Below are 25,809 nucleotides of genomic sequence, written 5' to 3' on the forward strand. Positions count from 1 at the left end.
ATCTTTTCAGGATTCCCATAAAAAAGAAAATCAAACCTAAAACCAATAAAACGTAGTAAAAAGACAGGCTTTTGTCTCGCAAAACGTTTGCTAAAACAAAACAAATAACGCTTCCAAAATAAAAAGTAAGAGGCGTTATATTTTTAAAAGAAGAAAAACTCATTGAATTATCTGAAAAATATTATTTGAAAAAACTATCTACAAATTCGTATTTATTAAAGACCTGTAAATCCTCAATTCCTTCACCAACACCAATATATTTTACAGGAATTTGAAACTGATCTGAAATACCAATAACAACACCGCCTTTTGCAGTTCCGTCAAGCTTAGTTACAGCTAAAGAAGTTACTTCGGTCGCAGCTGTAAATTGTTTGGCTTGTTCAAAGGCATTTTGACCAGTAGAACCGTCTAAAACCAAAAGTACATCGTGAGGCGCATCAGTAACAACCTTTTGCATTACGCGTTTTACTTTGGTTAACTCGTTCATCAAATTGATTTTATTATGTAACCTTCCGGCAGTATCAATAATAACAACATCTGCATTTTGAGCAACTGCTGATTGCAATGTATCAAAAGCTACAGAAGCAGGATCGCTTCCCATATTTTGTCTTACAATTGGCACATCAACACGATCTGCCCAAACTTGTAATTGATCTATCGCAGCAGCACGAAAAGTATCTGCAGCACCTAAAACTACTTTGTAACCTGCTTTTTTGAACTGATAAGCCAATTTACCAATAGTAGTTGTTTTACCAACTCCATTTACTCCAACAACCATTAAAACATAAGGTTTTTTATCTTTCGGAATTTCAAATTCGGTTGCTTCGCCTGTATTGGTTTCAGATAATAACGCACCAATTTCCTCACGAAGAATCTGGTTTAATTCTTCTGTTCCTAAATATTTATCTTCGGCAACACGTTTTTCAATTCTTGAAATTATTTTTAAAGTTGTGTTTACACCAACATCAGATGCCACAAGAATTTCTTCAAGATCATCTAAAACATCGTCATCGACTTTAGATTTTCCGGCAACAGCTTTACTTAACTTTGAAAAAAAAGTAGTTTTTGATTTTTCAAGACTTTTGTCTAAAGTCTCTTTTTTATCAGTAGAGAATAATTTTTTAAAAAAACTCATTATTGTATATAGTATTAGATTGTTAGACTTTCGGATTATTAACGATCCAAAGCCTGAAAACTTAAAAAAGGCAATTTTGTTTTTAAACTAATTTAGATATTGTAAAATCTTTTATCCTAATAAAGTTAAGAATAAAAGATTGAAGTAAAATCATAATTTTTTGTTTAAAAAACCCAATTTGGGCTTCTCCAAATTTTAGACAAATATAAAAATAAAAAAGCTACTTTCGGAATGAAAGTAGCTTTTCTATATACTGTAATTGTTATTATTTCTTTTTCAAGAAAGTATCAACTTCTTCAGGAGCCATAATAGATTCTACGAATGTATATGCACCAGTTTTTGGAGATTTTACCATTTTGATGGCTTTTGATAATCTCTTAGAAGATGTTTGTAACGATGCTACGGTTTTCTTTGCCATGATTCAAATGTTATTTGAAGTTTCTTATAAAACTCGAAATGGCTAAACCATTTGAGATTTACAAAAATCTCTAATTATTACTTAATTTCTTTGTGAACAGTTACGCGTTTCAAGATTGGATTAAATTTTTTAATCTCTAATCTGTCCGGAGTATTTTTTTTGTTCTTAGTTGTAATGTATCTAGAAGTTCCTGGAACACCAGAAGTCTTGTGCTCAGTACATTCTAAAATTACCTGGATTCTATTACCTTTCTTTGCCATCTTGCTATATATTTATTTAGGAAAAGATTATTTGATAAATCCTTCTGACTGTGCTTTTTTCAAAACAGCAGTGATTCCATTTTTATTAATTGTTTTTATCGTAGATGCTGCTACTCTAAGAGTAATCCATCTATCTTCTTCTGGAAGATAAAAACGCTTTTTAACTAAGTTTACAGAAAATTTTCTCTTAGTTTTGTTCATAGCGTGAGAAACGTTATTTCCTACCATCGCTCTTTTACCTGTAAGGTCACAAACTCTTGACATTATACTTATCTTTTATCGTTATTCAAAATCAGGGTGCAAAGAAAAGAAAAATAAACCATTGTAGCAAAAATTTATTGCACATTTTTTAAAATTTCTTTCTGTAATATTTCTAAACTCTTAATCGAAGCTCTATCTATCACTTTTTCACGTGGTTGGCCAAAATTAAATTCTTCAACAATTATGTCATCCGGGGTAGCTAAAGCGATAAAAACAGTTCCAATTTCAGCATCTGCATCACCTTTTGTCGGTCCGGCGTTCCCGGTTGTTGCAATTGCATAGTCTGTTTTAAGCATCTGTTTCACATTCAAAGCCATAGCCGATGCCACTTGTGCACTTACTACCGAAAATTCGTCTACTAAATCTTGCGAGATACCGAGAACATTAACCTTTGCCTCTGTCGCATATGAAACAACACTGCCTTTAAAATATTTTGAAGCTCCGGGAACTCCCGATAAAATCGAAGCAATTTTCCCTCCAGTAAAACTTTCAGCCGTTGAAATTGTTTTCTTTTGCCTCGTTAAAATCTTCCCAACCACAGACTCTATGGTTTCATTTTCTTCGTAACCTACTATAATATCGTGAATTATCGCATCTAAAGATTTTACATTAGATTCGATTGCTTCTTCTAATTCTTCTTTATTAGTTCCTCTTGCCGTTAATCGTAAACGCACTCTGCCCGGATTTGGCAAATAGGCTAATTTGATAAAATCAGGCAAATTATTTTCCCAATCCTCAATACGTTCTGCAACTAAACTTTCACCCTGACCATACGTTAAAATGGTTTTATGTATGATATACGGTCGTTTGTATTCGCGAACAATTTTTGGAATTATTTCTTCTTCAACTAAATATTTCATTTCATACGGAACTCCCGGAAGTGAAATAAATACCGTATTTTCTTTTTTCATCCACATCCCCGGCGCTGTCCCCATCTTATTATTCAAAACGGTACATTTTGAAGGAACCAGAGCCTGATCTTTATTTAATTGGGAAATTGGTCGTTTATAAAAACCTTCAATTAGTTCTGTTACGTGAGCCAAAACTTCTGGGTTTACAACTAATTCATCATCAAAATATTCACAGAATGTTTTTTTTGTAACATCATCTTTTGTTGGTCCTAATCCGCCTGTAACAATAACAACATCGACTTTGTTTTGAAGTTGTGCGAAAGTATCTAAAATATGTTTTTTATCATCGCTTATCGAAATCATTTCTCTGGTTTCGACTCCAATTCGATCAAGAGATTTTGCAATAAAACCAGAATTTGTATCCACAATCTGACCTATTAAGATTTCATCTCCAATTGTTATAATAGTTGCTTTCATACGAATAGAATATTTTACTTACTTCAAAAGTAAGTCATTTATTAAGAAGTAGGTCTTGTCGAAACAATGTGCGTGAGGGTAGAAACGCATCCTTTTGTAATAAAAAGAAATGACACTTTAAACGAAAATTTTCCGGAACAAAAGATATATAGTGTACCAAAGTTTGGGACGCCCCTATTTTTGACCTAAATTAAAAGACAAAATAGGAGCACCTAAATTAAACATCAAAGTCTTTTTTGATTTCCTTGATAGCTTCTTTTACTTGTATTTTTATACTTTTAAAAGTTTCAACAATTTCTTTTTTCTTGCCTTCAGCTTTTGTCCAGGCTTCAACCTGAAGAATTTCTTCAAAAGCAACATTTAAACCTAACAAATCTAATGTTGGCTTAATTTTATGCGCATAAGCATAGGCATATTTATGATCCTTCTTTTTAATTCCTTCTTTAATTTGTTTTAGATCTTCTGGAACTTCGGTTACAAACAATTTAAGAATTTCGTTTACAAATTCGGGATCATTATCTGAAAGCGCATACACTTTCGAAAGGTTATATTTTAAAGCCATTATTTTACTTGTATTCTAAATAATTTTTTATCTTCTAAAAAGCCTTCTAAAACATCGTTTGGTTTAACTGCCGCAACACCTTCCGGTGTTCCTGTAAAAATGATATCACCTATTTTTAATGTAAAGAATTGCGATATATACGAAATAAGCTCATCAATTTTCCAAAGCATATGACTTGTATTGCCTTTTTGAACTGTTTTTGCATTATTCGTCAGCTCAAAACTAAGATTTTCCATCGAAATAAAATCAGTTTTAGGTAAAAAATCCCCAATAACTGCAGAACCATCAAAGGCTTTTGCTTTTTCCCAAGGTAATCCTTTTTCTTTTAACTTAGCTTGTAAATCTCTGGCAGTAAAATCAATACCTACACTAATTTCATCATAATATTTGTGTGCAAACTTAGGCTCAATATATTTTCCTACTTTGTTAATTTTTACAATTATCTCAATTTCGTGATGAATTTCTTCAGAAAATTCAGGAATTACGAAAGGATGCTGCTTTAACAAAACTGCTGAATCAGGCTTCATAAAGATCACTGGTTCTGCCGGTCTTTCGTTTTTTAATTCCGCTATATGATTGGCATAATTTCTACCGATACAGATTATTTTCATTTCTTTATAAGTTACTAAGGTTCTAAGTTGCTAAGATTCTAAGAAAATATGCAAAAAAACTCAGCAACTTAGAATCTTACTTCGTATTTAATCTTCTTAATTTAATTGCTGTCAGAACTTTTTTGGTATATAATGGAAAATCAGCATTTTGAATCCAGCTGAAATAACCTGGTTCTGTTTCTAAAACCTTATCTACTTTTGCTCCTTTGTGTTTTCCAAAGGTGAAAATTTCTTCTCCATCCTGATCAAAAGCAATCATTCCTGCAAAATCGGCAATTTTTTTACGAGTTGTAAATTCAGACAATACTTTCATATCGTTTTCCAACTCAGGATAGCGATCTAATTGTGCTTTTAAAATTTCATAGGTCGCCATTGTATCCGCTTCTGCTGAATGCGCATTTTCAAGACTTTTTCCACAATAAAACTTCAAGGCCGCACTTAAGGTACGTTCTTCCATTTTATGAAAAATAGTCTGCACATCTACCGAAACTTTGTTTTTCATATCAAAATCAACTCCCGCACGAAGTAACTCTTCTGCCAATAACGGAATATCAAAACGATCTGAGTTAAATCCACCCAAGTCACTATCTTTTATCATATTATGAACTTGCGGAGCTAATTCCGCAAAAGTAGGCTCATTCGCTATTTTTTCATCAGTAATACCATGGACAGCCGTAGTTTGCGGCGGAATTGGAATGGTTGGATTCACTAACCATGTTTTACTTTCCTTGTTTCCGTTAGGAAAAACTTTAAATATTGAAATTTCTACTATTCGATCTTTCCCAATGTCAATACCTGTAGTTTCGAGGTCAAAAAAGCAAATTGGTTTGTTGAGTTTAAGTTCCATATTTAAATTTTATAAGTTTACAAATATAAATTTTAAAGACGAATTTTCCTTGTCTTTTTTATAAAGTTAAGCATTCTTGTTATTGATTAAATAAATAATAATAAAAGAAAACCCTTTCAACATTAAAAATGTTAAAAGGGCTAATTATTTATAAAATTATGATTTTTAAAAGTCTCTGTCTACATCAAAAGCTTCTAAATATTCAGCAACACGTTTTACAAAACTACCTCCTAAGGCACCATCTACAACTCTATGATCGTAAGAATGCGATAAGAACATTTTTTGGCGAATTCCAATAAAATCACCTTCAGGCGTTTCTATAACAGCTGGCACTTTACGAATTGCGCCCAAAGCTAAAATTCCTACTTGCGGCTGATTGATAATTGGCGTACCAAAAACACTACCAAAAGTTCCCACGTTTGTTACAGTATAAGTTCCGCCTTGTGTATCGTCTGGTTTTAGTTTTCCTGCTTTTGCACGGTTCCCTAAATCGTTAACTGCTTTTGCCATTCCAACAAGATTCAACTGATCGGCATTTTTAATAACCGGCACAATTAAATTTCCGTTTGGTAAAGCTGCAGCCATTCCTAGATTTATATTTTTCTTTTTGATAATATAATCACCATTAACAGAAATATTCATTCCCGGAAAATCTTTTAGCGCTTTTGCAACGGCTTCCATCATAATTGGCGTAAAAGTTAGCTTCTCGCCTTCTCTCTTTTCAAAAGCAGTTTTAACTTTGTCTCTCCATTTTACAATGTTGGTAACATCAACTTCAATAAACGATTGTACGTGTGCAGAAGTTTGTACCGATGCTATCATGTAACCTGAAATCAGTTTACGCATTCTGTCCATTTCGATGATTTCATCACCTCCGTTTACAGAAACCGGAACCGCCTGCTGGCTTTTTTGAATTGCTGTTTCAGCAACTTTTGGCGCAACCGGAGTTGTAGTATCAGTCACAGTATCAGTTTGAGCCTGAGTAGCAGTCTCAGTTTTTTCAACTGCAATTGGCTCAGCTTTTGGAGTTATAACGCCAGCTTTACGATCTTCTACATATTTTAAAATATCTTCTTTGGTAACTCTGCCATCTTTTCCTGAACCATTAATACCGTCTAATTCTGCAGTAGAAATACCTTCTTCTTTTGCAATATTTTTAACTAATGGAGAAAAGAATTTATCTGATCCCGAAAAATCCTGAGGGGCAGCAACAGTCTCCTGAGCTGTTTCAATTGTTTTTTCGATTTCAGTTACTTCTGCCGGAACCGCAACCTGTTCTTCAACTTTTGCTTGCGGAACATCTCCTTCTGTTTCAATAATTGCAATGGTTTGACCAACCTGAACTAAATCATCTTTGCCAAATAATTGTTCAACTAAAATTCCCGAAACCTCACTTGGTACTTCGCTATCTACTTTATCAGTCGCGATTTCAAGTACTGCTTCATCAGTTTCAATTTTGTCTCCAACTTCTTTCAACCAGTTTGTAATAGTTGCTTCAGCTACACTTTCTCCCATTTTGGGAAGTTTTAATTCAAATCTTGCCATATTGTTAACCTCAAGGGTGATTTTGATTTTCAGATTGCGAAATTACTGAATATTTTAAATATAAATTATATTTAATATAATTTTTTACTCAATTTTTATAATTTGACCTCTATCATTTCTTGAATTACTTCCAATAACAAAATTTGCTCTTTTGGGCAAAATCTTAAAAGTAATACTCTTATCTTTAAGAGTTTCTATGATTTTGATACATTTTTTGAACGAAACATAGTGATTATCCAAAATAACCTCAACTCTTTTACCTCTCGAAATCTGCGACGAATTTACCATTTTTTCTTTTTTGAAATCGAAAATAGCAACTTTATTTTTCAGAATAAAAGTCAACTTTTCAGACAATTCTGTATTTAAAGAATATAAAAAATAGATATCTGGCAATGGTTTTACTTTCGGTTTTCCACGAAACATTTTAATGAAAGAAAAAAACACGATTCCAACTTTAATGAAAATAGAAAAAAATAAGGACTTTTTAAAATGTTTCTGATAAAAAAAAGTCATTGCTTCCTGAAAACGCTTCATATATTTTTCATCTTTTACAGTACTCTCTCCTTTATAATGTAAAACCGTAGTGTCATGAAAATAGAAATTTGTTTTTTTCATTTTCAAAGTACGATACGACAAATCAATATCATCGGCATACATAAAACAATCCTCGTCAAAACCTTTTAAATTAAGATATAAATCTCTTTCCATCAACATAAAGGCACCAACTAAAATTTCAACCTCTCCGGTTTCATTCTCGTCCAAATGCTGAGCATAATATTGATTGAAAAGTTTTGATTTTGGAAAAATTTTATAGAGTCCAAAAAACTTGGTAAAAGCTACCCAGGGTGTTGGAATCCCGCGTTTACTTTCCGGTAGAAAATTTCCTGTTCCATCAATTAATTTACAGCCAATGATTCCGAGATTAGTTTGCCTTTCGGCGAAAGCCAAAATCTTTGTAAAGGTATCTTCTGCAACAACCGTATCAGGATTTAAAATGCATACATATTTTCCTTTTGCCTCATCAACTCCAATATTATTTCCTTTTGGAAATCCGAAGTTTTCTTTATTTTCGATCAATTTTACTTCCGGAAAACGTTGCTTCATCATCAAACAACTATCATCATCAGAATTATTATCTATTACAATAATTTCTGCATCAAGATTAGAAATCGCTTCCTGAACGCTTAAAACGCATTGTTCCAGAAAGTAACGCACATTATAATTAAGTATAATAACAGATAATTGCATGAATTTTTGATCAGTTGATTTTTTGGAAAGTTAGAAATTTTCGGCTAAACCCAATCGCAAAGACCAATCGTTTTTACTAACTCCAAAATCCAGAACCAAATTACTGTTGTTTTGCTTGTTCCATTTAATACGAATTCCGGTTCCAACGGCAGGATTCCATTTGCTAAACTTATAGGTGTCCAGTTTTGAAACAGAGGAAATATTAGTAAAAAATACTGCTCCAAGAAAACCGTTTTTAGTGATGTCTGTTCTATATTCTGTTTCGAAATAAATTAGTGCGTTACTTCGAAATCTGTTTCTGGTAAAGCCTCTTCCGGTTTTACCGTCACGATCCCAGCCAATACTTGGTAAATCGAGATAATGTGGTTTCCCACCAAAAGTCGACCAATAAAAAACTCTGGAGGCTAAAACTCTGTGTTTGGTTTTATGGAATGAATAATATTTTCGGGCATCAAAATAAATAGATTTCCATTTTTCATCATTTACTCCGCTTGTATTTATTCTGTAATCTGCTTCTACATACAAACCTTGTTCAGGATTTACGTTGTTTTCTCTTGAATCATACAATCCCTGAATCGCAACTCCAAAAGAATTTTCATCATCAAAATTTCCATCCATATATTTAAAATAATCTGTTTCTTCATCAATATATGATTCTTCAGAAATATTTTGGTAATTATCTAAAAGGAAACCTAAACCAAGCCTAAAATTTCCAATTATTTTTCGGGTTGCAAATTGATAAAAACGCCATTGCTGATAATCTAAGGTCGACATTTTTTCATCTGTATTATGTCCTCCTAAACCATATGTTGGCTGAGGATAAATCATATAACGATAATCTCCGATAAAATTCCAGTTATTATTTTTGGTATAAATATAAGACTGAATTGGAAATACATATTGTTTGGTAAAACTGAAATAGGGAGAAAAAGTAACCTGAGACATTTTTGTAGTTTCTCTGTCTCCAAGATAAAATGTTGTTAAAAAAGACACTACTAAACCAGCATTTTTATCTGAATCTATTGGAACGGGAAGCAGTGAAAATGCCACTTTTTTATCAGAATTCCTCGATACGGAATCATTTTTATCAAAAAGCTTATAGAGAACATCTAAAATATCTTTTTTATTATTTTCAATGGTATCATTTTGTGCGTAACAAAATGATACCATTGAAAATAAAAATAAGGTAACTATGAATTTCAGACTTTTCATTCTGCAAAATTTTAAGAAACAACTTCTTACAAATTTAAAATTTAATTTAGAACAAAAAGCTGATTTTATGAATAATAAAAAAGGGAAACCAAAATAGTTTATAAAAAGTATATTTTTGATTTTGGATAAAAGAATTTTAATATGAAAAACAAAATAGTCGTTCTGGTCATTACAATTTCTTTTTTCAGCTCAGGCTTTGTTTTCTTTAAAAAACAATCTGGCTCTGATAAAGATTTAATCAAAACCTCAACCTGGTATATTGCCGGGCCAGCTGTAGAAAACCAGGAAACAATTAATAGGATTCGTCAAAAAAAGGGAATCGTTAAGGTTACTGCTAAAAATAATCCTGTTGGAGAAATAGAATTAAATGTAATGATTACGGCATCTGATTCAAATGACGGCGTTTCAACAAATTTATCTGACCATTCAAAATTTGTGATCATTACTTATAAATCATCTCATTTAATAAAAATTCAGGCTCGCGAAGGAAATCCGGAAGGAACTGGCTGTGTACATGGTGGTTCGCACCCAAGAGTTGATTTAATGCCTTCGCCAAGCAGATTTACAACAACTAAAATTCTGTGGTCAGAATTTAAACAAGACGGATTGCCTGATGGAAAACTTTTAAACATTCATAATCTTTGTAAATTCAATTTTGTGAATTACAATCCTGTTTCTGGAGCATTTTTAGAAATCAAATCAGTTAAAATATAAATATTCTAAGTTTAGGTTCAAGTTTTACTTTGAGCCAACCTGAACTTAGAACTCTCTATAAGTGCAATTGAATTTTATACTTATTACAAATTTTCATTACCAATAACATAATTGTTGAGAATAGTAATGACCAGATTATTCCCGGAAGCCCTTCGCGAAAATACTCCGGAATAATTTCAATTTTAAAAGCAAGATTAAAATAATAACTAATACCCGGCAAAATATAAATCAATAAAGGATTTGCAGCGGCCGGCATAAAAAAGTCACTCCATTTTGTTTGTTTTTTAATTTCCATTAACCAATACAAAAAGTAAAACAAAACGGTACAAATTGCAGCAGAGAACATCGTCCACGAAGGTGTTCCTTTTATTTTTGATATTCCGAAATACGGTCTTAAAAGATACCCTGTTACAAAAAATAAAATTGCAAAAAAGATAACCGGCCAATTGATTTTAAGTGGAATTTTTCGATCAAAAAACAATAAAGAAATAATTACGCCAGCAGTAACTAACGAAGCATGGGTTAAATGTCCTGCAATAAAATTAAGCCATGAATACTGTTGTAATATACTTCCTTCTATTAAATTGATCGAGTTTGCAGCAACACAAACTACTAAAAAGAAAATCATTGCCCATAATTTCCCGTTAACAAGCCAATAATATACTACAGTAAAAAGATATGCCCAACCGATTAAACCCAGAATTCCCCACCATTTTGGTGTCATACCTATTTCACCTGTATCCTGAATATATAAAAAGTAAAGTGTTATCAAAACTAATATTCCGCCATATTGCAGTGTGTTTTTTAGCCAAAGAGGAAAATCTTTTGGGTATTTATTCCAAATAGGAATTGGCATTGAGTATGCTAAAAGTCCCCAAAAAGCGGGTGTAATTAACATTTTTGTGGCATCATAACCATATTCCGCATTCACCATAAAAACGCCAATTATAATTAAGGCCAATGCTCTTTTAAAAGTATGTGTCCAGATTGTTCGTGTACTATCTTCTTTTAACAGTCTCGCATTAAATGCAAACGGAACTGACATGCCAACAATAAATAAAAATGCAGGAAATACGAGATCTACGAAAGTCATAGCATCGGCATCTGCAGGCATGTGTTTCATCCATTGAGGAACATTCCTCACGCTTGCCAATTCATTTACAAAAATCATCACAAAAATCGTAATTCCTCTTAAAGCATCTATAGAAATTATTCTTTTGTTATATAAATTTTCCTTAATTTTCATAAAATACTTCATTTTTTATCAATGCAAAATATAACATAATTAGCAAAGGGCAAAAATTATGTTGTAACAACTTATATGTAGTATAATCTTAATAAATAAAAATCTTATAAGGGTAAGAAAATATCACTATTTATTTTACATTTGTAATATGTTATCATTTTTCAAGTCTAAACCATATTTAAAAGATCTTCTGTCTGAAGATTATGTTGATATCCATTCTCATTTATTACCAGGGATTGATGATGGCGCACGAACTATAATTGAAACCAAAAATCTTGTTAAATCGCTACAGGAAATTGGTATTTATCAATTTATAACTACTCCGCATATTAGCCACTATATCTGGAATAATTCTCCTGAGGCTATTATTGCAAATCATTCGGAAACCAAACTTTTATTAAATGATCTGGATGTTAAAATTCCATTTCATGCTGCCGCAGAATATTTTATGGACGATTGGTTTGAAAGTCATTTTAAATCGGAAAAGCTTCTTACTTTAAAAGATAATTATGTTTTGGTCGAAATGTCCTACATGAATGCTCCGGTACAATTATATAAAATTCTTTTTGACTTGCAGGTAGCAGGATATGTTCCTGTTTTAGCCCACCCCGAAAGGTATTTGTTTTATCATAAAAACCTGAATGAGTATGAAAAGCTAAAAAAAGCAGGGTGTTTATTTCAATTAAATTTACTAGCATTAGTAGGTTATTATGGCGAAACAATTACCAAAGTTGCAGATCATCTTCTAAAAAAAGGAATGTACGATTTTACGGGTACAGATGTTCATCATAATAAACATATAGCTTCATTCGATAAAAGAATAAAAGTAAACACCATAGCTAATTTAAAAGAAATAATATCTAATAATCAGTTCTTTAAATTTTAAATATTGATGTTTTTAAAATTTAAAACGGTGTAAAACAAAAAAAAACGGTTCAATTAATTGAACCGTTTTTTTATATAATTATTTTTTTTTTACTAAGAAAAAAGTTTTTTGTGCCAAGATTTTTTTTCTTCCGTAGTGCCATACCCATACCCATAACCATAGCCTTTTGTAGAGTCAGTATCGTTAAGAAGAATACACATATTTGGTAATTTACCCTCTCTGTAAAAAGTATTTGCAATAGAAAGCATACGTTTTTCTAAAACATTTGCACGCATTACATATACAAATGTGTCAGCATTTTTAGCCACTAATAAAGTATCTGTAACTAAACTTACAGGAGCTGTATCAACAATAATATAGTCATATTCTTTTTTAAATTTTTCAAAAAGCTGATCTACTTTTTTACTCATCAACAATTCAGCAGGATTTGGCGGAACTATACCTGAGGGAAGAATAAAGAAATTCTCGTAACCTGGGTGTTTTACAATATAATTTTCAATATTATTTTCACTAGATGACAAATAATTTGTTAAGCCTAAAGGAGGAACATCAATATATTCTCCAAATTTTGGATTTCTAATATCCATACCAATTAATAAAACTCTCCTTCCTGAGAGAGCAAATGTTGCAGCTAAATTAACAGATATAAATGTTTTACCCTCTGATGAAAATGTAGATGTAATAAATAAAGTTTTAGCGGTTCCTTCAGGTACTTTATTAAGCATAAACTCCAAATTGGTTCTAACAATTCTGATCGCCTCTGCAGAACTAGTTCTGCTTTCAGATTTTATTAATTCGCCAATGTCATTAGATGTTGGTATATCTCCAATAAATGGAATTTGTGTTTTTCCCTCTAAATCTAATTTACTTTTAATTTTTGTATCTAATAAATCATCTACATAAATAAATCCAAAAGGAATTAATAATCCCATTAATATTCCGGCTAGATATACTATTTTTTTCTTAGGACTTATAGGGAATTTCCCTGCTTTAGCAACATCAATAACGCGTGCATTTGGTTCTGTAGCAGCTAAGGAAATAGCAGTTTCTTCTCTTTTTTGCAATAAATACAAATACAATTCTTCTTTTACTTTTTGTTGTCTTGCAATTACTCTGAATTGACGTTCCTGAACTGGGATTTTACCAATTTTACTATTTAAAAGATTTTCCTGACTCTGAATATTCCTATTTTGAATTTGTAAGTTAGACTGCATACGCTTTAAACTCGCAGTCATGTTTGATTTTAAAGAGGAAATCTGCTGATCTAATTTTATTACCGACGGGTTTTCTGTTGTTGCCGATTTTAAAATACGATTACGATCTAAAACCATTTGGTTATAAGAGGTAATCAATCCGCTGGTGTCGTCGCCATCCGCTGTTATTAAATTAGTCGGTAATAAATCAGAATTAGTGCTTTTTTTTATAAAATCTAACAAAGACGAAACCACATTTAATTGAATTTCTGTTTCTACTCCTTTTTTATCATATTCACTTGAGCCTTCTATAAATAATTTCGCTTCAGATTCAATATCAGTTAATTTGTTTGTTTTTTTAAAGCTTTCGACATCTTGCTCAACTCCATCTAATTCTTTTGCTATCAAGGCTAGTCTACCTGCTATAAATTGAGAAGTATTCTCAGAAATAAAATTTTTATCCTGAGCAGCATCCTGATTATAAATCTGAATCATATTGTCCAGAAAAACCTCTGCTCTTCTCTGTACAGGATCAGTAATAGAAATATTTACTACGCTACTTGTTTTACTAATAGGCTCAACATCAATTCTGCTTTTATAACTCTCGGCAACACTTTCAATCGAATTTAGGAAAATCTTTATGGACTTATAGTGTTCAGAGGTCTTAGCTACAATGTTAATGGTTTTATCTATAACCATAATCCCTAAACTAGTTGGGATTTTTTCACCATAGTTAAATACTTTTTTTGTTGCTAAAATTATGTTTTCACTATCTACTATTTCATTTGTTAATTCAAAAGTATTAGCTGTTAAGGAATTATACCTTAAAACTGATTTAGCATCATTAAATAAATGTGTTTTGCTAATAAAATTAACCCTTATAGGAGAATCCAGATATATATCCCGATCAACAACACTACCTTCTGCTACTAAATTAATATTTAGATTTAATCTTTTTACAGTACTTTCAATAATAGTTCTGGATCTTAATATTTCGATTTCATTATCAACATTATTAACAGATCCTACTCCAATTCCCAAATCTGAAAAAGCTGATAGTTCTGAAAGCATTCCTCCTTTTTTCTCATCTTTAACCAATATGGCGGTAGTAGCTTCATAAATTGGTGTCGAATAACGTAAGTATAGAAAGGCACCTATTAAACAAATCACCACACTTAATAAAAACCATAGCCAATTAATTATATATTTATCTAACTGTTCCCTAAGATTTACCTCTTCGCTTTTATTATCTATCTCATTGTAAAAGTCCTGTGTATGCATTTTTTTATTTAATTTTATTTAAAGATTAGAACAGAAAGTGATATTAAAATAGAAACAGCTGATATTATTACAGACGTATTAGGTCCTACAGCAGAAGCATTTACTTTAGTCCTATTTGGTTCTATATAAACTACATCATTTTGTGCTAAATAATAAAATGGAGAATTTATAAAATCAGCTTTTGTAATATCTACTCTATTATACGATTTAACACCATTAACTTCTCTAATTACCAAAATATTATCTCTCTTGCCATAGATAGTCATGTCTTTTGCCATACTCAAAGCTTCAATCAAAGTAACTCTTTCTGATGTAACGGAATAAGTTCCGGGAATATTGACTTCACCTTGCATGGAAATCTTAAAATTCATTATTCGCATATTGATAATTGGGTTTTTAATATAAACCGCTATCTTATCTTTTAAAAGCTGTAATGCTTCTGTGCGAGTTAATCCTCCTATTTGTAATTTTCCCAAAACAGGAAATTCAATATTTCCATTTTTATCTACCAGGTATGACTGAATTACACTCTGACTTGTAGCGGCTAGTAAATTTGCGTTGTTTTGCGTAGCAACAGTAGTCAAATTAAAAGGAAGTGCAATTTCAGGATCTTCAGCTGAAACAATTATCATTAATAAATCATCCGGTTGAATTTTCACTTCATAAGAATTTGTATTTTGACCCGCTTTAATTGTATCAATATTTTGATAATAAACTATATCTTTTCGTGAAGCACAGGAAAAAAGCAAAAGTATAAGGGATAAAAGACATGTTGTTTTTATAAAAAAAGGTGATTTATATTTCATTAGGATTGTAATTTGACTTAACATATATTAAGATTAAAAATATTGATTATAATTGTGACGTACTGTTTGTTCTTAATTTTCAATAAGCATTTTCTTCTCCCTGAAATATATTGACAACTGTTTTTATTATGATTCTGATATCTAATAAAAGACTCCAGTTTTCAATATACCAAATATCAAATTCTACTCTATTTTCCATATCAAGAACCTTTTTTGTCTCACCTCGAAAACCATTTACCTGAGCCCAACCAGTGATTCCAGGTTTTGCATACTGCCTAACCAAATAATTATTAATCAAATCGGTATATTGTTTTGTATGATTTATCATATGAGGTCTTGGCCCTACAACAGACATATTTCCAAGGAAAACATTAAAAAACTGAGGAAGTTCATCAATAGAAGTTTTACGCATAAAAGCTCCGAACTTAGTGATGCGACTATCCCCTTTACCAGCTTGCTTAGAGTCTGATAAATCATTAACACGCATGCTTCTAAATTTTAAACATGCAAAAGCCTGATTATCTCTTCCTGAACGTTGCTGCTTAAAAAAAACTGGTCCTGGTGATTCTAATTTAATAATCAGTACTAAAATAGGAAATAACCACGGAAATATCAATAAAATTACTGCTAGAGAAAAACAAACATCAAATCCTTTTTTTAATATTCTGTTTACTGTAAATTCTAAAGGTTCACGTCGAAATGTAAGTACAGGTGTATTATCGTGAAATAAAATTTCGACTTTACTTGATTTCGTATAGAGCTGAAAATCCGGAATGAATTTAATTCGCACCATATTATGCTCACAAATTCGTATCAAATTATTTATTACCGAAATATTATCAATATGCAATGCTACATACATTTCATCAACGTTTCTTGCAATAATAAATTCCTCAACATCATTAAAATCACCTACAACTGGTCCCGAAATAAAAGCAAATGGATCGACTTTCTCGTCAAAAAAACCTAGAAAACGATATCCATACGTAAGATTCGTTGATAATGTTTTACGCATTCTTTCGCCTGTATCATTCGCTCCTACAATAATATAACTTTTAAAATTATACCCTTGGGCTCTTATATACATTAAAAGTCTTATAGACAAATAGCGTGATATTATAATTAAAGAAAAGAAAAAGTAATAAAAATAAATTAAACACCATTTTGAAACATCTGTATAATTTAAAAAAACAACAAAGATTGTGATAAAAGCAGAGTGAATAGCGATTTTTTTAATTGTTCTCTTCAATATAGATTCTATAGATTCTATCCTTACAATCCTAAATGAATCATTATATAAAAGCAAAGTAATCCAAACTAAATTACTCAGTAATGAAACTGTTTGAACCTGTGTTAAAAAAAGTTTATCAATACTGCCAAAGCCAGCAACTCCAGATAACAGTATAGATATATTCAATAAGACTAAATCCCAAACTACAAATAAGAGCTTAAAATAACGCGAAAAATTGTGACCAGATAATTTATTTAAAGTTTTCATCTGTGAGAATCTTATATTTTATATTATTTTAAATACTGTGTTAATGCTAAAAATTTTTTCTGAAAAACAGCTTTAAAAGCTGAAAGATTATGATATTTATAAATTTTATAATCTTCAGATAGAACATGAAATACTCTTTTATAGTCAGTACTTAACCCTCCCATTTTCATCTTCACCACATATTCATTCATATAAACAATATTTATTTTGTATTTGAACAGGTATCGTAATAAAAATTCAGTATCAGAAGCTATTTTAAAATCCAAACTATAATAACCGTATTTTTCAATAATTGATTTCTTAATATAGACCGTTGGATGCAATGGTAACCAACCCGATTTTAATTTTTCAAAATTATATTGTCCGCCAATTCTATTTCGAATTATTTTTTCTTCAGCATCATTTGTAACATAAATACCATCTCCATAAACAGCATCAGCATTAGAAGACATTAAAAATGTATTAACTATTTTAGAAACAACACTGTTATCATAAAAAACATCATCAGAGTGCATTAATCCAATAATATCACCGGTTGCTAATTTCAAACCTTTATTAATTGCGTCATACATTCCTTTATCGGGTTCAGAAATATAATGAGCAATTTTATCCGAGTAAGATTCAATAATAGACTGAGTACCATCTGATGAATTACCATCTATGATTATATACTCTATATTTGGATAATCCTGATCTAAAACACTGTTTATAGATTGTTTAATGGTTGCCTTTCTATTGTAGCAAACCGTAATTATAGAGACTTTCATAAGTTTTGTTATCTTAAAATAATTTTGATTATTTTTTTTGTTTGATGAGTTCGCTACTTTTTAAAACAATGAAATATTCATATATAGATTGTAAAGTAGCATAAGTAATACCAGCTGATCCGTCTAAAAAGGCTCTCCTGATAATTACCATGTAGAACCATTTTATTAATGGGCGGCCTGGCATCTTATAAAAAATGCCTTTTTGATGGTATCGTTTTTCTGTAAAGTCAGAACTAAACAAAGCTTTTTTTAAAGAAAAAGATGTGCCTTTTTCCAAATCCTTTACTCTTGTAAGGGCTTCCATATCAGCATAACTCAAGTGGCGTTGAATCCAAAATTTAAAACCTTTACTAAAAGGATAATGGTCTAAGAAACCTTCAACTTTATCCACCGCACCATCTGGTATTGAAACTGGATTTACCAGCCTTTCATAACGCATTTTATTCGGACGAAATAGTCTTAAATAGAAAGGAGACATTTGTGAATATTTCAACCACTTTCCATTCCATGCAAAATCTCTTCGTCTAATTTCATAAGCAACTACTTCAGAATTAGTATCTAATTTAAGATTTTTAATTGCGGAATACAGAGAATCTGAAACTCTTTCGTCTGCATCAATATAAAGTACCCACGGATGTTTGAATTTTATATTTGCTAAACCCCAATTTTGATGTGCTGACCAATTATCAAAACCTCGCTGAGTAATCTTAGCTCCAGCATTTTGGGCAATTGCAACAGTTTGATCATCACTAAAAGAATCAAATACATGAATATCATCGCTCCAGGACACTGATTCCAAACAACCAGGTAAATCTTGCTCTTCGTTTTTAGTAAGTATTAGTATTGATATCATTCCTTAAATAGATTTAAATTCTCTTTTCTTAATAAATTTGGCTGGATTTCCAACGACAACGTCAAACTCATTTGTATTTTTATTCACTATTGATTTTGCCCCAATGACAGAAAATCTACCTAATACAACGCCAGCTAGGATATAACTTCCTGTGGCGACCCAACATCCATCATTGATAATTATAGGTTTTGTTACCATATTAAAATTCAGAGATTCTATAGAATGGCTGCCTGTAATTAAGTATACATCTTTACCAATACAACATTTCTCACCTATTTGTATTTTATTCAAACAATATATCCAAGAGTTCTCTCCTACACTGGACTGATGCCCCATTGTCAAATTCCATGGTAATTCGATATTTGATTTTCTATTAATATTTACTGTTTCTGCTAATTGAGCTCCAAATAAACGTAATAGAATAATTCTTGGTTTTTTGATTTGATTAGGAAAAACTCTAAATATTGTTCTATTAATCAATCTCCAAAGATGAATTTTGATTTTTGTTTTTTTATCAAAAGGTGTTGTTTGTACTGGAGTAAAATCATTGATTGTCATAGATAATTCTTTTTTTAATAAACTTAGCAGGATTTCCACCAACTATGGACCAATCCTCGACATCTTTAAAAACTGCAGCTCTTGCTCCTACAATTGCTCCTTCACCAATTATAACATTTGTCATTATAAATGCTTCTGCTGCAACCCACGCAAAATCTTTTATAACAATAGTACCTGCTACAAAAGGTGTATTTATTGACGTTGTTTCGTGTGTAGCGCTGCATAAATATGTTCTTTGCGAAATAGTGACCTTATTTCCTATAATAGTTTTTCCAAAATGTAATTTAACTTCCGGACCTAATGCCGAATAAGATCCCAATGTCAAATTTTTAGGAGATGGCAACTCTATTGAAGCATGAATAACACAATGATTTCCAATTTTTGCTCCAAAAATTTTTAATAAAAAAATACGCCAGCCATTAAAAAAAGGTAAAGAGAAAGGCTTAAAAAAAAATAAGGAAGTAATACGCCAAATCAACCTATAGATTTTATCTGATTTTGGAATTGTGTCAATATATTTTGGAATTTCAGATTTCATGATTATTATAACTTATTGTTAAAATTAGTTTATAGTAACTGGTTTATTACGTACATTTTTTAATACTTCACCATCCAGCATATTTAAATGCTTTAATTCATCTTCAGCAGAATAAAAACGTTTTCGTAAAAACTTGGCTGGTACTCCTCCAACTATAACAAATGGATCGACATCTTTTGTCACTATTGATCCAGCGGCAACGATACTTCCATCTCCAATTTTAACGCCTGCCATTACAATACTATTTGCCCCAATCCAAACATCTCTACCAATGAATGTTTTTTTTAAGGTTGGTCTCCCAGAAAATGTCGATGGTATACCTGGTATATCATAGTTATGGTCTGCCCCAATTATTTGAACATTTTGCGCCAACATAGTATATCTTCCAATGGTAACACCCGGGTAAATTAAACAGTTATTTCCAACATAAGAATATTCACCCGCCTTTAAATCCTTACTTATATTACATTTTCCGCCTATGTTAAAGGTTTTATGTACACTTTTTAAACCATATATGTATTTAATAAAAAGCCTTTTAAAAAACCTATAAATAAGAGCTAATTCATTACTTTGTTTCAATTTAAAAACAATACTCATCTATATATTTTTAGCATTACACAATACTGATTCAAAAATTTTTAATTGGTAATCTGGATTATAGTAATCATCAATAACCTTATAACAGTTTGTTACTATAGATTGATTTTTGATCGGTTTCGCTAGCAACCAATTTTCAATCACATTTGCCAAATCTTCTAAATTATTATATTCATACAAATCTCCGGTAACTCCTTTATGGATAGATTCTATCTCTGGCATTTGTAAATTCAGGTTATCATGAGAAACAACAGGAGTACCATATGCCAAACTATGAATGGCTGTCAAGCCAATTTCTCCGGGTGTAACACATAGATCGGCATACATTAAAGCTTCACTATTAATTTCTTCGTCATAAATGGCTCCTAAAAAAGAGACGTTTTTTGTTAACTCATTTTGATCAACCTGCTTTTGCAGTTTTTGTCTTTCTTCACCATCGCCAATTATAAGAGTGTTAAAGAAATTTTTATTGTGTTTTAACTTAAGTAAACGCTGGACTTCAATTATCATATCTAAGCGCTTAATGGAATTTAGTCTGCCGATAAAAACAATTACTGGCGTATTTTCTTCGTTGAAATATTTTAACCTGTAATTCCAAATATCTATTTCAGTAATAGCTTTTCTAAATTCGAGACTTTTTTCATAATCTAAAGAATTATATATTATATGAATATTCTCTTTTGGCTTAACCTTATACTTATTCAGTACATTGTAGGCTCGTCTTCCATACAAGAAAAAACCATTTGCTAGTTTATAAAAAACAAATAATTTGAAGTAATCAACAAAAGTAATTTTATCCTTATACACTCCGTGCATCCAATAAAATACTCTTTTTCTTCTTAATCGCGCCACGATAGCAGCAAACCATGTAGAAATATGATATGGCGATCCTAAAAAAATTACAGAATCATAATCACTCTTACGCATCAAAGTAATTAAACCGGATTGCCAAAGTAATTTCTTTTTAAAAAACCATCTGTTTTTAAAAAAAAACCAACGTAATCCGTCATTACTTTCTTTTAAAGAAAAACTCGTATCAATTTTCTTTATTTCAATTTCACTAACTGTTCCTGAATATATAGAAAATTCAATTTTCTTCGATCTCATAAGTTTAGTGAATATCGGTTGTCTGTAAGATGCCAGATAATGATAAACAATTGCCGTCTTATGCATATATATTTATGATTTTTATATAGTTATACTTTACGAACCAGCTTTTTTTCGGAAAAATAAACTTGTTTTGCTTTTAAATTCAATGTAAAAACTAAAAATACAACAGGAATGTGCTTCATATAAAGATATGGATTACCTGAACTAATAGATGCCATTATATTGTATATACATAGTAGAAAAGCAAAAAGTGTAAGAATATTGTTTATTTTGAAATAATTTTTGATTGGAAAAACCAATATTAGCAATACATACATAATAAAACCAAATATGCCCATATCCAGATAAGATTGTAAAAGAGGGTTATCAAGCCATCGGGTCATATAGCCGCCTCCGAAGATGTAATTAAAAAAGTCAAAATTATTATCTATGTAATTATAGGCCCACTCCCTGCTTCTATATCTTGCAATCGCAGAACCGGAAGTATCTCTAATATCTGTATTTCCTAAGATATTAAGCACTCCACTATAGAAATCATATGCAAATTTATCGATGATTTTTTGTAAGGCTTCAATATTAATATAAGCAACCACAAAACCAACAATTATCAATAATAGAATCTTAAAATATTTAAGAACTAAGGCTTTATTTACAGAACCAGTTCGATATAAATACAATATTGCTATGATTATAGCAACGAATACCGGTGTTCTTTTTGTAGACATAAACAGAACGTAAATATCTAATGCAAATACAAGCAATAGTAAAATCTTAACAAATTTATTTTTGAAACGCAAACATAAAATACTAGTGTAATTAATTATTGCACCATTAGCTATTGTAAAGGCTTCAAGAGCATAATCTTGTTGATCTTGTCTTAATTGCCAAGCATCTTCACCAGTTACAAGACCTTTCCAAATAAAATACGCTCCAAGAAATGTACACAATGCTGAAACGTAAAAAGTAAATAATATAATTTTGTCATATGACACATCGTTTTTATTACTGGCTAGCGCAAATACTAGAAAAATAATATAACCATGAAAGCTTATATATTGGAAAGTTAATTTATCAGAAGGTAAGCCATAAATAAGCATTAGTAATTGGAAGGCAACTAAAATCGTGAACCATTTATTATACGATGGTAACTTTCCTAAAAATAAATTCTTATATGATATTATAAGAATCACAGATAAAAACATAAATATCGGTGACCATTTAACAAAAGGAAATAAATAATTGAAATACATGCCTAATGGCACTCCAATAAGAGACAATGCGATCCCCAGATAGGTAAAATTTTCTGCTTTTATCATTAAGGATTAATTCAATAATGGAGAAAAAACGTTCGATATTAAGTTAAATTTCGAACCGTTAATTTTGATGTTATTAGTTTTACCTGATCTAGTTACAACCATCGTACATATTTTTCAATTTAAAATAGATACTCTTTGCAGAAAAATTTAAAAGCATATACTGATAAAGATTTTCGTCATTATTTTCCTTAAGAAGTTTAACAATTTTCTCCCCAATATCATCAATATTATATGGGTTTAAGATCTCTACTGTTTTAATATTTGGATAATATTCAACTGGTCCTTTTAAGTTAGTCATTGCAATATTACATCCGTAAACAGCAGCATCCATAGCCACTATCCCTACTCCTTCATTTGTACTTGGAAGCGCAAAAACTTTTGCCTTTGAGTATATTTCTTTTAATTCTTCATTAGACACAAACCCTAAAACCTTTATATTCGTTGCATTACCGATGGCTTGTTGAATTTTTAAGAATTCAGCATCACTACCTTTATTGCCTGCAAGTACAAGCTTGAAGTTATATTTTTTTGCAGCCTCAACTAATCTAATTACATTTTTTCTATCCTGATAAAGAGAACTTAAATGAAAACAAAAATTTTCTTTTCTTTCTAAAATATTTTGGATATTCTGTGGTGCTTCTACACCATAAGAAAGCGGTATGTTAAAAACTTTTTTCGAATCGATTCCAAAAGATTCTTTATAAAATTTAGCTTCATGTTCGCTTCTGGCACATACTCCTTTTACTAAATGTAGCGCTTTACGCAATGCATAATTATTACTGTATAATCTTAATTTTTCAAAACCATTAAATGTTGCCCACTTATAAATAGAATATGGCTTAGTAGAATCTATAATTGGCGATATAAATATATTTGGATTTTTAAATGATAATGTTTTAACAAAAGTATGTATAGCAGTATCATAACCATAAATATGAATTGCATCAAATGATTTCCAATCATAATGCTCCCATCCGTTTATTAAAATACATTCATCACCAAATTCATTCAAAATGTTACAAGCCGATAATGCCTGGCTTCTTACACCATTTGATCTACCAGATATTACACCAAACTGGTATAAAATAAAAGCAATTTTTCTTTTCCCCATATTAAAAAATATTTTTTTTAAGTAAGAGATCAACAATCTGATCGGCTCCGTAAATAGTCATGTGGTCATCATCAAACATGTAGGGTACTTTGTTTACGGGATCGTAATGCTTAATTTTATTGTCTAAAAATATATTAATATAGTTTTCCGGCGGAACTAGTTTTTTTAAATCATTATTTAATATTACTGATTCTTGATTGACATAAGATTTTCCAAGTTTTCCTTCTAAATTAAATGCAATAACTCTTGGATAATCAATATTGTATTCTTCTCCCTGCCCCATGACGAGAACTTTTTTTATTCCCATTTTTTTCAACTCATTAATTGTAGCATTAACATCATTAACTAATTCTTCATTAGAAGTATATCCCGCTGAATTAGGATAATTCATCCAATTACATGAAAGTAAGACCACATCAATATTACTTTTATGCTCTACAATAAATTTATTAAATATGCTTTTAAATTGTCCAGTTGCTCTTTTCTCTCCCTTTGCATTGATCAACGGAAAACTGCCAACAACTGTATGTTCCATAAAATTAAATTTTGTACTATCTAACTTTTTTCTAAAAGAAAGGGAAAATTGCCCGGCATGACTATCACCCAACAATAAAATATTTTTCTTTTTTATGTTTATACATAAACATTTTTTATAATCTACCTTACTAACATTATGACATACACCAGAATGAAATTGCTTTCTCCTATTTTCATCATAATGATCTTTATATTCTGAAAGTAAGACTGCGTCTTTAGAAAACAAGTATTTATTTGGAGTCCCAAAAATTCCGATCAGAGAGATAAGAATAACAAATGAAGAGCCTATAATCATCTTTTTCAAAGAGACAAGTTTAGACCTTTTTTCAATAAGCTCATAAGATAAGCTAGCTAATAGCAAAGAAATAACGATCAATAATGCTGTTACTTCAACACCTTTATAGTCAAAGTATCTAGCTATAACACATATAGGCCAATGCCACAAATACCAAGAGTAAGAAATATTTCCTATATACTGTATGATTGAATTTTTATAAAAATTATATTCTTTATTTAAAGCAATCACCAAGAAAGTACCAATTACGGGTAAAAGTGTTAACGAGGAAGGCCATGCATAAGTTTCGTTTAAACAAACGATACTAATCGCTATGACGATAATACTCAGACCAATCAATATATTTTTAAAAAAATCTGATATTTTATTTTCAAAAAAATCTTTGTATAGAAATGCCATCCCGCCAAACATCATTTCCCAGGCTCTATGAGTAAATGAAAAAAAGCTGATTTTGCTATAAGAAGATGGCAAAAAATTATTAAAAACAATTACCAAAAGAAAAGAAAACAAAGTAATGGCCAGAAATATGGCATTAAATTCCTTTTTTCGCTTAAGATAGAACTTCTTTAATAGTACTAAAAAAAGTGGATAAATTATGTAAAACTGCCATTCTACAGAAAGTGACCAAGTATGTAATAATATGTTGGTTTGTGAAGATGCATCAAAATAATCTGAATTAAATAAGTAATAATAATTTGATAAAAACAAACCTGAGAAAAATGTGTATACAGAGACCTGCTTTAAATCTACAGGAAAGTAAATAAAAAATGTTATTATTAAAACACAGAGCATCATTACTGCTAGTGCAGGAACAATTCTTTCGAAACGTCTTATATAAAAATCTTTAATAGAGAAAAAATCTTTATCAAAGCCCTTTAAAATTATACTGGTCATAAGAAAACCACTTATCACAAAGAAAATATCAACCCCAATAAAACCACCTTGAAAAAACGGTATTTTATAATGAAAAAAAACTACTATAAAAACGGCTAATGCTCTTAGGAATCCAATATCATATCTAAATCTCATTTACTTATTTATTACTTTATTTAATCAATTTTTATAGAATCCTTTTA

The 25,809-nt window shown here is 30.7% G+C and carries 26 protein-coding genes; 2 read left to right on the forward strand and 24 right to left on the reverse strand.

What is annotated here, in order from left to right; translation table 11 throughout:
• Positions 1 to 181 precede the first annotated feature (181 nt).
• From ftsY to AC4FQ3_RS11815, 11 genes are all read right to left on the reverse strand, one after another.
• Complete coding sequence (gene ftsY / locus AC4FQ3_RS11765; protein WP_302097223.1) at positions 182 to 1,135, reverse strand: signal recognition particle-docking protein FtsY; 954 nt, start codon at positions 1,133 to 1,135, stop codon at positions 182 to 184.
• A 265-nt stretch (positions 1,136 to 1,400) separates the two neighbouring features.
• Positions 1,401 to 1,553: a DUF4295 domain-containing protein gene (locus tag AC4FQ3_RS11770; RefSeq protein ID WP_007805819.1), complete on the reverse strand. Its 153-nt coding sequence runs from the start codon at positions 1,551 to 1,553 to the stop codon at positions 1,401 to 1,403.
• Positions 1,554 to 1,630: 77 nt separating this feature from the next.
• Positions 1,631 to 1,813 (reverse strand): 50S ribosomal protein L33, encoded by a 183-nt coding sequence (gene rpmG / locus AC4FQ3_RS11775; protein WP_008253902.1) that lies wholly within the window; start codon positions 1,811 to 1,813, stop codon positions 1,631 to 1,633.
• Positions 1,814 to 1,840: 27 nt separating this feature from the next.
• Positions 1,841 to 2,077 carry a 50S ribosomal protein L28 gene (rpmB, locus tag AC4FQ3_RS11780; RefSeq protein WP_008468080.1) on the reverse strand — a complete coding sequence of 79 codons (237 nt, stop codon included), beginning with the start codon at positions 2,075 to 2,077 and terminating at the stop codon, positions 1,841 to 1,843.
• 71 nt (positions 2,078 to 2,148) lie between these two features.
• Positions 2,149 to 3,402 carry a CinA family nicotinamide mononucleotide deamidase-related protein gene (locus AC4FQ3_RS11785; protein ID WP_491181978.1) on the reverse strand — a complete coding sequence of 418 codons (1,254 nt, stop codon included), beginning with the start codon at positions 3,400 to 3,402 and terminating at the stop codon, positions 2,149 to 2,151.
• Between the two features lie 217 nt (positions 3,403 to 3,619).
• Positions 3,620 to 3,964, reverse strand: coding sequence for an Hpt domain-containing protein (locus AC4FQ3_RS11790; protein WP_042565215.1), 345 nt, complete (start codon positions 3,962 to 3,964; stop codon positions 3,620 to 3,622).
• Positions 3,964 to 4,575: a fumarylacetoacetate hydrolase family protein gene (locus AC4FQ3_RS11795; RefSeq protein ID WP_042565214.1), complete on the reverse strand. Its 612-nt coding sequence runs from the start codon at positions 4,573 to 4,575 to the stop codon at positions 3,964 to 3,966. Before AC4FQ3_RS11795 ends, AC4FQ3_RS11790 begins: the two co-directional genes overlap by 1 nt.
• 76 nt (positions 4,576 to 4,651) lie before the next feature.
• A complete protein-coding gene (locus AC4FQ3_RS11800) occupies positions 4,652 to 5,422 on the reverse strand; it encodes a 3'-5' exonuclease (protein WP_073395416.1) in 771 nt (256 codons plus the stop codon).
• A gap of 165 nt (positions 5,423 to 5,587) precedes the next feature.
• Complete coding sequence (locus AC4FQ3_RS11805; RefSeq protein WP_073395417.1) at positions 5,588 to 6,967, reverse strand: dihydrolipoamide acetyltransferase family protein; 1,380 nt, start codon at positions 6,965 to 6,967, stop codon at positions 5,588 to 5,590.
• An 84-nt stretch (positions 6,968 to 7,051) separates the two neighbouring features.
• Positions 7,052 to 8,215, reverse strand: a complete 1,164-nt coding sequence (locus AC4FQ3_RS11810; protein ID WP_491181979.1) for a glycosyltransferase family 2 protein — start codon at positions 8,213 to 8,215, stop codon at positions 7,052 to 7,054.
• Positions 8,216 to 8,245: 30 nt separating this feature from the next.
• On the reverse strand, positions 8,246 to 9,427 hold the full coding sequence (locus AC4FQ3_RS11815) for a hypothetical protein (protein WP_491181980.1): 1,182 nt from the start codon (positions 9,425 to 9,427) through the stop codon (positions 8,246 to 8,248).
• Positions 9,428 to 9,568: 141 nt separating this feature from the next.
• Between AC4FQ3_RS11815 and AC4FQ3_RS11820 the strand changes: the two genes are divergently transcribed.
• Positions 9,569 to 10,141 (forward strand): hypothetical protein, encoded by a 573-nt coding sequence (locus AC4FQ3_RS11820; RefSeq protein ID WP_491181981.1) that lies wholly within the window; start codon positions 9,569 to 9,571, stop codon positions 10,139 to 10,141.
• A gap of 55 nt (positions 10,142 to 10,196) precedes the next feature.
• On the opposite strand, the gene AC4FQ3_RS11825 is transcribed toward AC4FQ3_RS11820, so the two are convergent.
• On the reverse strand, positions 10,197 to 11,387 hold the full coding sequence (locus AC4FQ3_RS11825; protein WP_491181982.1) for a DUF5009 domain-containing protein: 1,191 nt from the start codon (positions 11,385 to 11,387) through the stop codon (positions 10,197 to 10,199).
• A 148-nt stretch (positions 11,388 to 11,535) separates the two neighbouring features.
• Here AC4FQ3_RS11825 and AC4FQ3_RS11830 point away from each other — a divergent pair, with 148 nt between their 5' ends.
• Positions 11,536 to 12,273, forward strand: coding sequence for a tyrosine-protein phosphatase (locus AC4FQ3_RS11830; RefSeq protein WP_491181983.1), 738 nt, complete (start codon positions 11,536 to 11,538; stop codon positions 12,271 to 12,273).
• 92 nt (positions 12,274 to 12,365) lie between these two features.
• Here the strand turns inward: AC4FQ3_RS11830 and AC4FQ3_RS11835 are convergent, their stop codons facing one another.
• The 12 genes from AC4FQ3_RS11835 to AC4FQ3_RS11890 all read right to left on the reverse strand — a co-directional run bounded on the left by AC4FQ3_RS11835 (position 12,366) and on the right by AC4FQ3_RS11890 (position 25,762).
• Positions 12,366 to 14,747, reverse strand: a complete 2,382-nt coding sequence (locus tag AC4FQ3_RS11835; RefSeq protein ID WP_491181984.1) for a GumC family protein — start codon at positions 14,745 to 14,747, stop codon at positions 12,366 to 12,368.
• A 14-nt stretch (positions 14,748 to 14,761) separates the two neighbouring features.
• A complete protein-coding gene (locus tag AC4FQ3_RS11840) occupies positions 14,762 to 15,553 on the reverse strand; it encodes a polysaccharide biosynthesis/export family protein (protein ID WP_491181985.1) in 792 nt (263 codons plus the stop codon).
• Between the two features lie 79 nt (positions 15,554 to 15,632).
• Positions 15,633 to 17,051: an undecaprenyl-phosphate glucose phosphotransferase gene (locus AC4FQ3_RS11845; RefSeq protein ID WP_042565205.1), complete on the reverse strand. Its 1,419-nt coding sequence runs from the start codon at positions 17,049 to 17,051 to the stop codon at positions 15,633 to 15,635.
• Between the two features lie 23 nt (positions 17,052 to 17,074).
• Positions 17,075 to 17,818: a glycosyltransferase family 2 protein gene (locus tag AC4FQ3_RS11850; RefSeq protein WP_491181986.1), complete on the reverse strand. Its 744-nt coding sequence runs from the start codon at positions 17,816 to 17,818 to the stop codon at positions 17,075 to 17,077.
• 28 nt (positions 17,819 to 17,846) lie between these two features.
• Positions 17,847 to 18,671: a glycosyltransferase family 2 protein gene (locus tag AC4FQ3_RS11855; protein ID WP_491181987.1), complete on the reverse strand. Its 825-nt coding sequence runs from the start codon at positions 18,669 to 18,671 to the stop codon at positions 17,847 to 17,849.
• Between the two features lie 3 nt (positions 18,672 to 18,674).
• On the reverse strand, positions 18,675 to 19,229 hold the full coding sequence (locus AC4FQ3_RS11860; protein ID WP_042565202.1) for an LbetaH domain-containing protein: 555 nt from the start codon (positions 19,227 to 19,229) through the stop codon (positions 18,675 to 18,677).
• Positions 19,216 to 19,767: an LbetaH domain-containing protein gene (locus tag AC4FQ3_RS11865; protein WP_042565201.1), complete on the reverse strand. Its 552-nt coding sequence runs from the start codon at positions 19,765 to 19,767 to the stop codon at positions 19,216 to 19,218. Before AC4FQ3_RS11865 ends, AC4FQ3_RS11860 begins: the two co-directional genes overlap by 14 nt.
• 24 nt (positions 19,768 to 19,791) lie before the next feature.
• Positions 19,792 to 20,364 carry an acyltransferase gene (locus tag AC4FQ3_RS11870; protein ID WP_491181988.1) on the reverse strand — a complete coding sequence of 191 codons (573 nt, stop codon included), beginning with the start codon at positions 20,362 to 20,364 and terminating at the stop codon, positions 19,792 to 19,794.
• The gene (locus tag AC4FQ3_RS11875; protein WP_491181989.1) at positions 20,365 to 21,471 is read right to left on the reverse strand and encodes a glycosyltransferase family 4 protein; all 1,107 of its coding nucleotides are present in this window, start codon (positions 21,469 to 21,471) and stop codon (positions 20,365 to 20,367) included.
• 89 nt (positions 21,472 to 21,560) lie between these two features.
• The gene (locus AC4FQ3_RS11880; RefSeq protein WP_491181990.1) at positions 21,561 to 22,790 is read right to left on the reverse strand and encodes a hypothetical protein; all 1,230 of its coding nucleotides are present in this window, start codon (positions 22,788 to 22,790) and stop codon (positions 21,561 to 21,563) included.
• Positions 22,791 to 22,878: 88 nt separating this feature from the next.
• Entirely contained in the window at positions 22,879 to 23,901 is a 1,023-nt protein-coding gene (locus tag AC4FQ3_RS11885) for a glycosyltransferase family 4 protein (protein WP_491181991.1), read from the reverse strand.
• Position 23,902: 1 nt separating this feature from the next.
• Positions 23,903 to 25,762 (reverse strand): acyltransferase family protein, encoded by a 1,860-nt coding sequence (locus tag AC4FQ3_RS11890; protein ID WP_491181992.1) that lies wholly within the window; start codon positions 25,760 to 25,762, stop codon positions 23,903 to 23,905.
• Positions 25,763 to 25,809: the final 47 nt, after the last annotated feature.

Source organism: Flavobacterium sp. AK-345, from assembly GCF_058310175.1.